Source organism: Vallitalea sediminicola, from assembly GCF_054408565.1.
The window spans coordinates 19,836-33,036 of sequence record NZ_BTPT01000067.1 but is presented as its reverse complement, the minus strand read 5'-3'; the positions used below and the strand labels follow the sequence as shown (position 1 = coordinate 33,036).

Annotated in this window: 11 protein-coding genes; all 11 read right to left on the bottom strand. The window is 30.0% G+C overall.

The features are described 5' to 3' along the window. Window positions 1-57: 57 nt before the first annotated feature. Window positions 58-780 (bottom strand): GntR family transcriptional regulator, encoded by a 723-nt coding sequence (locus ACX6CF_RS21900; RefSeq protein ID WP_458787504.1) that lies wholly within the window; start codon window positions 778-780, stop codon window positions 58-60. 312 nt (window positions 781-1,092) lie between these two features. Continuing rightward, complete coding sequence (locus ACX6CF_RS21895; RefSeq protein WP_458787503.1) at window positions 1,093-1,317, bottom strand: NifU family protein; 225 nt, start codon at window positions 1,315-1,317, stop codon at window positions 1,093-1,095. A gap of 117 nt (window positions 1,318-1,434) precedes the next feature. Next, window positions 1,435-2,703 carry an MFS transporter gene (locus ACX6CF_RS21890; RefSeq protein WP_458787502.1) on the bottom strand — a complete coding sequence of 423 codons (1,269 nt, stop codon included), beginning with the start codon at window positions 2,701-2,703 and terminating at the stop codon, window positions 1,435-1,437. Between the two features lie 329 nt (window positions 2,704-3,032). After that, on the bottom strand, window positions 3,033-3,506 hold the full coding sequence (locus ACX6CF_RS21885) for a zinc ribbon domain-containing protein (RefSeq protein ID WP_458787501.1): 474 nt from the start codon (window positions 3,504-3,506) through the stop codon (window positions 3,033-3,035). Window positions 3,507-3,518: 12 nt separating this feature from the next. Beyond that, a complete protein-coding gene (locus ACX6CF_RS21880) occupies window positions 3,519-3,878 on the bottom strand; it encodes a hypothetical protein (protein WP_458787500.1) in 360 nt (119 codons plus the stop codon). Next, window positions 3,878-4,438 (bottom strand): RNA polymerase sigma factor, encoded by a 561-nt coding sequence (locus ACX6CF_RS21875; protein ID WP_458787499.1) that lies wholly within the window; start codon window positions 4,436-4,438, stop codon window positions 3,878-3,880. Before ACX6CF_RS21875 ends, ACX6CF_RS21880 begins: the two co-directional genes overlap by 1 nt. Before the next feature lie 78 nt (window positions 4,439-4,516). Next, entirely contained in the window at window positions 4,517-4,837 is a 321-nt protein-coding gene (locus ACX6CF_RS21870; protein WP_458787498.1) for a hypothetical protein, read from the bottom strand. Between the two features lie 97 nt (window positions 4,838-4,934). Further along, window positions 4,935-6,227, bottom strand: a complete 1,293-nt coding sequence (locus tag ACX6CF_RS21865) for a peptidylprolyl isomerase (RefSeq protein ID WP_458787497.1) — start codon at window positions 6,225-6,227, stop codon at window positions 4,935-4,937. A gap of 352 nt (window positions 6,228-6,579) precedes the next feature. Next, window positions 6,580-8,745 carry a glycoside hydrolase family 3 N-terminal domain-containing protein gene (locus ACX6CF_RS21860; RefSeq protein WP_458787496.1) on the bottom strand — a complete coding sequence of 722 codons (2,166 nt, stop codon included), beginning with the start codon at window positions 8,743-8,745 and terminating at the stop codon, window positions 6,580-6,582. A 42-nt stretch (window positions 8,746-8,787) separates the two neighbouring features. Next, window positions 8,788-9,774 carry a LacI family DNA-binding transcriptional regulator gene (locus ACX6CF_RS21855; protein ID WP_458787495.1) on the bottom strand — a complete coding sequence of 329 codons (987 nt, stop codon included), beginning with the start codon at window positions 9,772-9,774 and terminating at the stop codon, window positions 8,788-8,790. Window positions 9,775-9,850: 76 nt separating this feature from the next. Beyond that, window positions 9,851-13,198, bottom strand: a complete 3,348-nt coding sequence (locus tag ACX6CF_RS21850) for a GH36-type glycosyl hydrolase domain-containing protein (RefSeq protein ID WP_458787494.1) — start codon at window positions 13,196-13,198, stop codon at window positions 9,851-9,853. Window positions 13,199-13,201: the final 3 nt, after the last annotated feature.

Here is a 13,201-nt window from a genome sequence, read left to right as displayed (position 1 = left end):
AAAATATATTACTAGACAGCTTAATTTTTATAAATCCATACACACAATGTAATTCTTCTATACAAAATTATCCATACCTATTTTACTGAGTTTTTCTCCACAATAAAATTTCAGATGGTATAGTATATCTTTCTTATCATTCACATAAACAACCCTATTAGAAATCATCATCTTGCTGTCATCTTTTAATTGTAATATGTCTTTTTCTTCTCCAACAGCTTTTACAATCTCTAGATCCATATCCATCTTAGTTACAGATACTTTTAATTCTTCAAATAAGTAATGAGATATTCCATTTTCAAAATCAAAATCCTTGAAGAAATTCTCTTCCTCATATACAAAATGGAATACTTCAAGTCCAATAGGTCGCCCATCCATTATTCTAAGCCTTTTTACGAACAAACATTTTTTGTTTTCTTTTATCCCTGTTTTTTCAGCTAAATCAGTATCTACTATAAGTTCTTTTTTATCTAGTATCTTAGTACTTATGTTTAATCCTCTCATTTTAATAAAATAAGTTAGACTAACAAATGGTTCAATAGAAATTCCTACTTCTCTTTGGGCAACAAATGTTCCAATTCCTTTTTTTATATATAAATAGCCTTCGTCAATAATCAACTTAATAGCTTCTCTTACTGTTCCACGTCCTGAATGATATTCTTCCATTAGTTTTAGTTCTGATGGAATTTTTTCATTTTCTTTCCAAATTCCCAATCGTATTTTTCTAATAATGTCTTCTTTTATTTGAATATATACTGGTAATGCCGGATTATACTGCATACTTATCCTCCTATCTTTGGTATTTATAATTACTCTACTAATAATATTATCATAAAATAGTATTGGATGTCTAATTTTAAATTTAATAAATGTAATGGTAAACGGTCGTGTAGGTAGTATAGGGGAATATTACAATGTATAGTACTATAATAAAGGGGCTGTCTCACAATATATTTTAGATGATGTCAACTCAGTAATATGGCTTATGTTAAGCTCTATTTTACTAAAGCTGATTACCTAAAAAATGCTTGTTAGACAACCCCTTTATGTAAACTCAATATATAAGTTTAGGTAATACTTACCTTTAATTTACTAGTTTACTGATTGAACTTCTTTAATTTCAGGTATTTGCTCTTTTAATGCTTTTTCAATAAAATTCTTAACAGTTAATTGTGAGAATGGACATCCTTTACATGAGCCTTGTAATTCAACTCTTACTATACCATCATCTGTTACTTCAACTAATTTTACATCCCCACCATCACTTTGTAATCCTGGGCGTACTTGGTCTAATACTTGTTCTACTTTATCTTTCATAATTAAATCTCCTCTAGTTTACATTTTTTGGTCAAACCAATTATGTTTATAATAACTCATGTATTTAGTTTTAGTCAACCTATATATAAATTATACAAAATTTGAAATAATTAAATTTTATTTGACTATTTTATCATTATTATCCTTATAAAGTAACGGAAATATTTTCTTATCCAATTTATAATTATATGCGATAATCCCCACTATAACAGCTCCCACACACGTAACTACTGTAAAAGCTACAGAATATGAAAAAGCATCAATAAGCCATCCCATCAATACACGTCCTCCAACAGCTCCAATAAAAGCACCAATATTACGATAACTATTAATTCTTCCTCTATGGGAAGCAGGAATCCTTCTGCTTAGGTAAGGTGAAGCTCCTAACATATTAATGACTTCCCCTATAGTAAAAGCAAACATCATTATAAAAAACAAAGGATATGCAGGTGAATCTCTTATAATAAGAAAACTGAATGAGTATAAAAATACACCTATAATTACTTTCTGTAATTCATGTAATGATTTTAATAACCATGTCATGATTGGGGTGAAAATTATTACAATCAATCCATTAAAACTTGATATGAATCCGAAGTATTTTCCTCCATTTTCTAGAAATAAAGTTTCCATATATAGTGGTACCGAAAAACTCCATTGTTCATATATAAAAGCAGCAAAGATAAATACTATCAATTGTATTAATACAGATTTTCGTTGTTTCAAAATTGATAATGAAGTTACCTTTTCATCTTCGTCATTCTCATATTCATTTTTTTCTTCTTCTTTGATATCTTGTACATTTATTGTCTTCACAAAAACAATAATCAAGATTGTAGATGTCAATGTTGTTAAACCATCAATAACAAATGCTAGGCTAAGATAATTTTCGAATAAGAATCCTCCTATAGCAGCACCCACCATAAATCCTAGATTATGCCCTAAATAAGATAAAGAATATACTTTTTCTCTTTCTTGTGGTTTGGATACATCCGCTATCAAAGCTTCAAATGCTGGTCCTTCTATATTAGCGAAAACGCCTGCCAAAGCAAATAATATAGTCATTAAATTACCTGGTTCTACAAAAGCACAAGATATAAAAAATGTTACACTGATCAAGTCAAATATGATTATTAATTTTTTTCGATTATACTTATCCGCAAGTTTACCACCTATTATATTAGCTGGTACAAATAAAACTCCTATGCCTACTGAGATATATGATATTGTTAATGCAGAATATCCTATTTTTCTACTTAATATAAGTGTTAATAAAGGCCAAATGAAAGCACCCATATTAGTTATGATTCTAGCATAAAATATAACATATGCTGATTTGGATAGACCTCTGTATTGAGAAAACATATTGAGTATCTTTTTAAACATGTAAATTCCTCCAGTAAATTATAATATAATCATTTTAATAAATGGAGTTAAACCCTAAGTCCATATAATGTCTAATTGTGTCTTTACTAACTTTAGTATGCTCTGCAAATTTCCCAATCTTCATTATATTACTTAATATTTAAACATACTAAAAATTATATCATATTTTTATATGTGTTTCATTACAATTATATTTTATATTTAGATAAAACATAAAATAATTCTATAATATGTAACGTCCTTTTAGTTATACTATGGATGATGATTAGCACAAATAAAAAATCCATGTTATTCTAAACGAATAGTCCATGGATTTTTTATTTCATCTATTACTTTTGTTCTAAATCTTTTCCACAATATGGACATTTAGAAAATCCTTTTTTAACGTATTTACCGCAATTAGAACATACATCAGCTAATTGGTGTCCACAGTTAGGACAAATATTATAATCTGATTCTAGTGTAGTACCGCAATCTATACATCTTGATTTCTTATTTTCATTGCTACGAACTACTAAATATATAATTAATCCAATAAGATTAGGCACATACATAACAATTAATGTCCACATCCATGGATTCATCTGTAGTCTCTTGGCATCTTTATATACCAATATACCTATACAGATTGGAATTAGTAAAACAAACAAACAAAACACTCCAACTATGATTGAAGGCATTATATCCTGTTCTGTTATTGCACCACTAGCAATTACAATTGTCGCCATACTTGCTATACCTAATAATATAAAAGAAGTGATAATCCAAAATATTGTTTTAAACTTATTATTATTCTCATTCATAAAATAACCTCCCTATAATTTTATAGACAGCCGTGATACTTCTTTAATGATTACATCTTTATAAATTAGAACTAATGCTAATATACTCACATTGATAGTCATTGTAACAGATAAAACAATGATCCATTGATATAGTTTAAGATTCAATCCAAGACCGATACCTAATATTGAAGCAAATGTTATAATAAAATTTATTGCTAGAGCAAATGCAGCAATCCAAGTAACAGCCCTATCCTTTTTCTCATTTTCAACTTGTATTTTGTTGTAAGTTATCTTAGATAAATTTTCTGGTACTGCTATTTCTTGCTTCCTTAATTTCATTAGCTCTCTATCAATATCTATCTCTTGTGTTTTCCTTGGTTCATGGTTCATCATCTCACCTCTAACTTCCCTTTTAATATTTTTTTAGCCTGATTTAATCTCGATTTTACAGTCCCTACAGGAATATTAAGTATAAAACTTATATCTTTTATAGTTTTTTCTTCAAAAAAATACAGAAAAATAACTACTTTATAATGTGGTTTTAGTTCTAGTACTAATTCTTTTAATTCATTAGAAATATCTTTCAATAAAAATTCTTCTTCTGGCAAAAGTCCTTCTGAGGGTATGGATGCTAATTCTTTATCCATTTTATCTGTTGTAAAATAAGTTTTCACTTTACTGGACCATCTTTTTTGCTTACGATACCAATCTTTATACGTATTTGATGCAATAGATAGTAACCAGTTTTTAAACAGATATTTGTCTGAATACAGTTTTATTTTTGAATAAGCTTTTAACCATGTTTCTTGGAAAAGATCTTTTCCTTCTTCTTGGGAACCAGTTAGATAGAAACAATATTTATATAGCATACCTTCATATTTTTTTATAAGTATTTCAAAATATTCACTATATCCATTCTTGCATCTTTCTATAATTATTTTTTCATCCAAGTCCTCACCTCTTTTGCTCTTATCGGCCTACATATATTATTACGAGTGAGATAATAAAAGGTTCGAAAAAAAATATATTTATAACAAATTTGATGGTGATGTAATGAAATATGCAACAATTACTGTTATATCAATAGTGATCCATATGACATTAAAAAGTATTACCACTATAGTTGAAACTATATTAGTTCTTATTTTAATTAAACGAATAATTGAAGAGATAACTCCAGCAATAGGTAAGATGTGCAAAACAATCAATATTACAGTCACTATCCCACCGCCATTAAACTCATCTATGGAAGCCAAACTATATATTATTATTATTGTACCTATAGTTGTAATTAAAAACGTGAATACCGGAAATAAACGACTCAAATAAACATCTTTCAACCTTTTCATATATATATACTTCTCCCTTCTATTATCTTAATAGTATAATATTAAAACCAACAAATTCATAGGGGTATATTAAAAGCATCCTTATGGATGCTCATTATTAATCTAAATCTGTAATTTTAACATCATTCCAAATTTCATTATTTACTTCTACTTTATAATCAGCTTTCCATTGTTCAACTTTTTCATTAAATGCTTGTTGCTTTAATTGTAGTATTGCGGAATCCTTAATACTCTGTTCCTTTTCTTTAACAGCTTCAACATCTTCCTTTGTGGGTTCAATAACTTCTTCTAATTTAATTATATGATATCCATATGCTGTTTCAACAATTCCACTTATTTTTCCTGGTTTCAAATTGAAAGCAACTTCTTCAAATTCTGGTATCATTTTACCTCTTGCAAAAGTATATTCTCCACCAATATCTTTAGAACCAGGATCTTGTGAATACTCTTTTGCTAATTCTGCAAAATCTTCTCCTGCCTTAGCTTTAGCTAATATTTTCTCAGCTTCTTTTTTAGCTTCTACCTTTTTATCTTCTGAAAAAGGTTGATTACTATCATCTACCGTTTTTACTAATATATGTCTTACTCTAACTTGTTTCGCATAATATTCGCAACCATTTTCTTGATAACCTTTATAATCTATACTTTGATCTAAGATTGAATTGAGTTCTTTTTCATCAACCTTATAGTTTTCCATTTCTTTATTAAATAACAATTCTACCAAAGTCTGGTTTTCCAATGTTTTTTTAACTATTTCTGAAGTTATACCATTTTTGCCTGTTCCTTCTTCATCATAGTTATTCATAAAATCACTTACTTGTTTATTGATATTTTCTTGTTGTTCGCTTGATACTTTCATACCCTTTTGTTTTGCCGTTAAAGCAACAATATTACTATCTTTAACTGAACTAAGTGCACTTTGTTTAGCTATCTGTGCCACTGTTTGTCCATTTTCAGATGTTTGTTCCCACACGTTAGGTCCAAAATATGATTCATATTGTACTTTTAATTGTGTTAAATATAAATTCATTTCACCGAGAGTAATTTTATTATCACCATCTATGGTAACTATCGTATCTTGGAAATTCTTTGTAGGTTGTGTAGATAACACAATTGTTTTTGTATCATTTTCCCATCCTACTGTTACACCTAGAGCATCACATAATGAACGAACTGGTAAATAAGTTCTTCCATTATATACAATTGGCTCTAGTTCAGTTCCATCTGTATCTTTTGCACTCAATTCTTCACCATCTAGAACTGTCTTGATCTCATAAGATATCTTAGCTGTTATATCCTTTACTAATCCACTAGCCGATACTCCTATAACAGTCCCTAATAAAAAAGTTGCAGTAACAAATCCTAATATAAAATGTTTAAAATTCTTCATTTCTTCCTCCTTTGTCCTAAGTAAATCATTACATATGTAAGTTATTCAACCTATTTATTTAGATTAATCATAAATATGGTTCAAATAATTCAAATAATAATATAATTATAATTTTATTTAATTATATTATTATAATGATATCAGATAATAAGATATGAGGCAATAAAAAAGTTATTCAATCAAAAATAATTTTTTCAGTCAGTAAAACAATCTTATCTGCTAATAAAAGGAGATATCTCATAATACATTTATTATACCATAAGCTATAAGATACGCTCTTGTTTAGCTCATTAGGATAATTATCAAATGTATTACGTACATCCCCTTTTATTGCTAGCTTTCTAGCAATTATTTAATTCAACTTATATAGAGTAAACTTTTTATTATGAGTATCTACCGAATTACTCCCTACCATTGCATAGAAATCTCCTGTCTCACTAACCAATTCACAATCTATATTATAATATCTTAACATTTCTTCACTTATTTCAAATTCTACAATAGATTCTTCCTGTGGTTCAAGTTCTATCTTTTTAAATCCTTTAAGTTCTTTTACTGGTCTTACAGTACTTCCAACTAAATCTCTTATATAAAATTGTACTGTTTCAATTCCTTTTCTAACTCCTACGTTCTTTACTGTAACAGAAGCAATTATTTTATCATCACTAGTCATTTTATTAGAACTTAGAGTAAAATCTTTATATTCAAACTTTGTATAACTTAGACCATATCCAAAAGGATAAAGCGGTTCATTGGGAATATCTATGAACTTAGATACATATCTTGTTTCTGAGGTATCAGCTAATTTTGGTCTTCCTGTATTATAACAATTATAATAAACCGGTATCTGACCTGTAGCATAAGGAAAACTCATTGCTAATCTTCCACATGGATTAAAGTCTCCATATAGTACTTCTGTAATGGCTGACCCACCCTCAGTTCCAGGAAACCAAGCTTCTATTATTGCAGGAGCTTTATCACTGAGATTTGTTATTTCCAGTGGACGACCGCTGAATAGTATAACTACAGTAGGTTTATTCAACTTCAATATTTCATCTGCAAGTTTTTCTTGTACTCCTGGCAACCCTATGTACGCTCTGCTTCCACCTTCGCCACTCATTTCTGAACTTTCTCCTAGAGCAAGCACAACAGCATCTGCCTCTTTTGCAATACTTACAGCTTCATCAAAACCTTCTTCATTGTAACCTTCAACCTGGCAACCTTTTGCATAGGATATTAGGTCATTTCCAACTCTGTTAATCATATTTTCTTTTAAAGTCATGATTTTTTCTTTTTTACCTTGCCATGACCAGCCTCCAAGCAAATCCTTACTGTCACCTTTTGGTCCAATGATAGCCACTTTTTTATTTTTAGTCAAAGGCAATACATTATCATTTTTCAATAGAACCAGTGATTCTCTTGCAACTTTTCTAACAGCATCTTTATGTTCATTACATGAATACATCTTATTTGCTTTTTCTGCATCTATACTTTTATATGGATTTTTGAATAGTCCCAGCTCTTTCTTCAACTCCAGTATACGAAGTACAGCTTCATCTATTAATTCTTCTCTTACGATTCCTTCTTCTACAAGTTTCTCTAGATTATTATTGTAACAAGAAGTCATCATTTCAATGTCTACCCCTGCTTCTATAGCTTTGTTTGCAACTTCTTTATCATCTGCTGCTACACCATGAACCAGTAGTTCTCCAACTGCACCCCAGTCAGAGATGACAACACCATCAAATTGAAAATCGTCTCTTAAAATATCTCTCATAAGATATTTATTACCCGTAGCAGGTACACCATGAATTGTATTGAAAGAAGTCATAATCATCTTAGCACCTTCATCTATAGATTCTTTATATGAAGGTAGGTAGTATTCTTTTAACTGTCTATCAGACAAATCTACTGTATTATATTCTCTTCCTGCTTCTATAGCACCGTAAGCTGCGAAATGCTTCACACATGAAGCTATATTATAATCAGAAGAGAAATCTCCTTGATACCCTTTTACAAAAGCTTTTCCAAATACACTATTAAGATAAGTATCCTCACCAGTAGACTCCATTACTCTACCCCATCTAGGATCTCTAACCAAATCCACCATAGGTGAAAAAGTTACATGAACCCCTGAAAGCGAGGCTTCCTTTGCAGATATTTGTCCACAAAGAACTGCATTTTGTGGATTCCACGAACATCCTATTGCAAGTGGTATAGGGAAAATAGTTCGGTATCCATGAATAATATCCGCCATAAACAATAAGGGAATTTTGGTTCTACTTTTATCTAGATATTTTTCTTGAATCCTACGAGCTTCTTCAGCATCTTTTATTCCTAAGACACTACCAGAAATCCATATCTTTTCCTCTGATATTCCTAGATCTTTTAAAGGTCCAGTAAGCTCACCTTCTGAATCTTTTATATAAAATGATGAAGCTAATTGTTGTAATTGTCCAATTTTTTCTGATAGAGAAAGTTCTTTCAATAGTTCATTTATATTAACTTCTTTATTCATTTTTGATTACACCTCACATGAAATAAATTATCACATTCATTATTAGCAACTTTCCCTGATGACAAGCTCTGATGAAAGACTTATCAGATTAGAAACCTTTTCTCCTTCTAATTTACTTATTAGACTATTGGCGGCCATTGTCCCAAGTCCAAAACATGGTCTATGTATAGTACTTAGATTAGGAGTAACATATTTACATAATTCTATATCATCAAATCCTATTATAGCCATTTGATCTGGAATACTGATTCCATATTCTTGAAAAGCACGCATTGCACCTATTGCCATTTCGTCATTACTAACAAAAAAAGCACTTGGCAACTGTTCAGAAGGGATATTGTTAAGGAACTCTCTGACAACTTGGTATCCACCTTCTTCTGTAAAATTAGATGTAAGACACCACTGTTTTGGAAAGTCCAAATTAAATTTGTCCATTGCATTTGTAAATCCTTTATAACGTGTATTGCTATCATAAGAATTATTTGGTCCTCCAAGGAAACCAATCTTTCTATGACCTTTTTCATAAAAATGATTAATTGCCTCATAAGCTCCTGATTCGTTATTAATCAAAATACTTGTTATATTTTTATTTTTTATTTCTCTATCTAAAACTACAATAGGGAAATTATCACCTGCTAGATCTTTTATCATATTATCACTTAGATATGAAGCCAATATTACTGCACCATCAACAAATCTTTCAGATAGTACTTTTGTGATTTCAGTTTTTTCCGAAAAACATTCTGAAGCAATAACTTCATAACCGTATTTTTTAGCTGCTTTACTTACACCATGAATGATTTCTTGATAGATTGGTCCAATAAACTCGTTTACGACTACTGCTATCATATGATTTCTTTTCATCTTCAAGCTTCTCGCAAACCCGCTAGGTTTATAGTCCAATTCTTTTACAGCAGCATATACTTTTTTCTTTGTTTCATCACTTATGCTTCTTGTTCCATTCAGCGCATAAGATACAGTTGATATTGAAACTCCAGCTAACTTTGCTACATCTTTTATTGTAGGCACTTTATCATCACCCTCTTCTATCCGTAGTTTTAACTTATTATATCATATTGAATTAATTTACCAAAACTAATACAACTTACTCAATATAAATATTAACAATACCTTCTTGTTTTAGAATATCTCCAAAAGTATTTTTGTTAATAGTAACTCCACCTTGACGATAGTTATTATTTATCATCCCTAAAGTCATTTCCTTATCATTTACAACAACCTTTGTTACTCTGCCCTCATCACCTTTTATATGATAAATCCATTTTACAGGTTTTCTCATATAATTATAATTCATAATCAATCCATCTAAATCCTTACTAAGTATAGGATCAATTATTACTGAATCAGATGTTATCCTTATACCAAGAATATTACTTATAATTTGATTAAGATATATCCCAGGTCCACTGGAATAAATACGCCAACCGCTTTTGACACCTATATCACCATTACGCAATTCATCAAAATTATCTTGATATATGTATCTATCATTAAACATTCCTTCAGAACTACTGAAATATGCGTTACTCTGTCTTATTTCTGCATTAGGTACTTTTTCTGTAATCAGAATTGGATTGATTTTCATCATTGCTTCCCATGCTTCTTTTTCAAGTCCTAATTTTGCTACAGCTTCTATATATCTGATATGAGCGTGGATATAATTAAGACTTATTTCTCTACCCACATTAGAGGCTTGCTCAGCTCTCTTAAAATATTCAATAACTCCACCTTTGTAACGTGCAGGACGATTCATAAGCCTTACACCGTCAGTACAATTAAGGTGTTCATCTATAATTTTTACATTCATATCAGCTTGCTCTTTTGACACTAATTCAGAAATAATACTTCTTGTCATAGGTAACAACCTATATTTAATACCTGTTTTATTATCTTCTGGATGCAGCATATAATCCATATCCTTATCATTTTCAAAATACGCAAATCCAGCAATAATCTTATCTTTTATCAATAAATCATTAAAATCTTCATTGATTAACTCTGATAGTTCAATAAGCTCTTTTGACCAGTTTTTATCTATATCATCAAGAACTTCTCCAAGTTGTTTCATTACCTGATATGTAAGCGCCACAGTCCATGAACTTACTAATTTTTCTTTTAATTCTTCACTAGCAGGTTGAAGTGTATCGTCCCAATCCCCTCCAGCATAAGAAATCAAAGTTGTATTATACATGAAACGTTTTTTTATAGTGTCTACTGCAAGTTTCATATGTCTTAATAGAGTTTCTTTTTCATGAGTAATAGTTCCATCTATATTTCTGAAACCTATTGTTTCATTAAGAATATCAGTATCACCTGTAACTCTTATATAATCTCCAACTACTTTCAATGGCCAAAGAACAACGTCTCCATGACAATCTTCCTGCTGCATATGATATTCATCAATCATAAACCATTGGGGCCATTCTTTATTTTCTAAAAACTGATGTGAGAATATCTCAATTATTATATCTCTAATCACATCATAATGCTGTGTTGCCATAAAATATTCAATAGGTCCCTGACAAATATCTCTAGTTCCCCAAGCTGCCCCACCTGGTTGTTCTAGTCCGTGAGGTACAGCATAATGTACCATAGCATTATGAGTGTACCACCAGAAAATCTCATTAATCTTATTTAGGTCAGAGTTGTCTTTCCCTGGAAGGTCAAGGCTAAAACCACAAGTAAGTTTCTCATAAAATGCATCATACTTTTTCTTTTCTTCATCAAAACTATAATCAAATATTTTATCTTCTCTATATCCAAGATTACCTGATATAATTAGTTGTATATAAGATGCAGGCTGTATTTTAAGAGTTAGTAACGTACCATTACGTATTTCATCATCTTCAAAAAATGTATTATCCTGCATAACTGACATTTGTGAACCATTCAATCTAATAGTATAATGAAGATTGTCATAAATTTCTGCTGACAGACTACTTGAATCTGGGCTGAGTATTACTTTGTTATTAGATATCTTGGCTACACATTCATTTTGAAATTCATGCTCACCCATGACTAATTGATTGGTAATAAGCATATCGTAAGATTTTCCCTGTTCCGATTTAACCTCTAAAATAATATCTGAACAATCAGTAGCCGCATAATTTGTAACAATCAACATGTCTTCATCTATTTTATAAAACCATCTAGCATAGTTTTGTCCCATTTCATAAGCAGCTGGTAGGGTTAAAATATGATACTCTCCATTATTTTTTATATAAATTCGCTGTCCTGAATTTTTTTGTATATTAAGTGTGCCCCTTGTTTGAGATAGCATCTTATTAAGAGATGTATTGCCTACAACTAGCTGTGAATTAAAAACTCCATACATATAATTGGTTGAAGTTATAATCTCTTTGCTTATTTTTTTCTCATCTATAGCATTTGCAATAATATGTCCACTTGGTCTTTCTTCTAGTATCTCTTTTTCTTGCAAAACAACATGTCTATGCCCATGAGTAAAAAATGATAATAATTTGCTGCCTACTTTTTCTTCTAAGGTTCGTGTTGGAAAAAATCCATCTATTTCTTCATTACTAAGGGGATTACTGTATAATGGTTTTCCAATTTTTTTAGCTAAACTTACTTTTGATATTGGAATGAAACTATCTTCCATGATTTTCTCTACATACTTCCATGCATATTCTTTTTCTTCATTGAATTCTATGCTATCGACTGCTTTTTTAAAATCTTCCTTAAAAACTCCATAGAATCCAAATCTTTTTTGGCTGTCCAATGTTATTTTTTCTGTCTGTAGTGCTATATAGCTTAATTCGTATTGATAATTCTCATTTACTAGATTTCCTATCAAAGCTTCTTCTTTATTAGTTTTTTTGTATGTCTTTCCAAAAAATTGTGTTGCATCTGTAGAATATCCTACAGTTTTTATATCTTTACTTCCCTGCTGAATATATGGATAACCACAAGATTGTTTTTGATTCTGTCTTGAACTTACTACATAGCCAAATTTCCCATCTAATACTTTATGGTCAATATATTGACTTATATAAAGTTCATTTGCTAATACTCCGCCTTTATCTGCAATACTTATATCTTGTCCATATATTATATCTACTGTTTCATTATTTCCATCCAAAACAATATCGTAACACCATAAATTCTCATCAACTAAAGTAAGTGTTATTTTGTATGATATTCCTTCTATATTACCTTCCCATCTGACACTTTCATCATTATAGGAAAACAAACTATCAGAATTTATCCCTAACAATTTATATTTTTCAATCTTTGTATCTTTGTAAATACGAAGATATATATTATTTATAGAACCGTAGATAGGATCTCCTATCATCTGGTTAATCATTATTTCATTATTTCTAATCTCTCTTAAATCTCCTGTATCTAAAAAAGTAAATTGTGTACTATCTTTTTTAATACTTATAAGATTATTTTCTTGTCTTAATCTCAATAT

What these genes read in the sequence shown, in the direction of transcription:
- ACX6CF_RS21885 (WP_458787501.1), bottom strand. Translation starts at nt 3,506, where the DNA reads ATGAATGAGAATAATAATAAGTTTAAAACAATATTTTGGATTATCACT.
- ACX6CF_RS21880 (WP_458787500.1), bottom strand. Translation starts at nt 3,878, where the DNA reads ATGAACCATGAACCAAGGAAAACACAAGAGATAGATATTGATAGAGAG.
- ACX6CF_RS21900 (WP_458787504.1), bottom strand. Translation starts at nt 780, where the DNA reads ATGCAGTATAATCCGGCATTACCAGTATATATTCAAATAAAAGAAGAC.
- ACX6CF_RS21860 (WP_458787496.1), bottom strand. Translation starts at nt 8,745, where the DNA reads ATGAATAAAGAAGTTAATATAAATGAACTATTGAAAGAACTTTCTCTA.
- ACX6CF_RS21895 (WP_458787503.1), bottom strand. Translation starts at nt 1,317, where the DNA reads ATGAAAGATAAAGTAGAACAAGTATTAGACCAAGTACGCCCAGGATTA.
- ACX6CF_RS21865 (WP_458787497.1), bottom strand. Translation starts at nt 6,227, where the DNA reads ATGAAGAATTTTAAACATTTTATATTAGGATTTGTTACTGCAACTTTT.
- ACX6CF_RS21870 (WP_458787498.1), bottom strand. Translation starts at nt 4,837, where the DNA reads ATGAAAAGGTTGAAAGATGTTTATTTGAGTCGTTTATTTCCGGTATTC.
- ACX6CF_RS21890 (WP_458787502.1), bottom strand. Translation starts at nt 2,703, where the DNA reads ATGTTTAAAAAGATACTCAATATGTTTTCTCAATACAGAGGTCTATCC.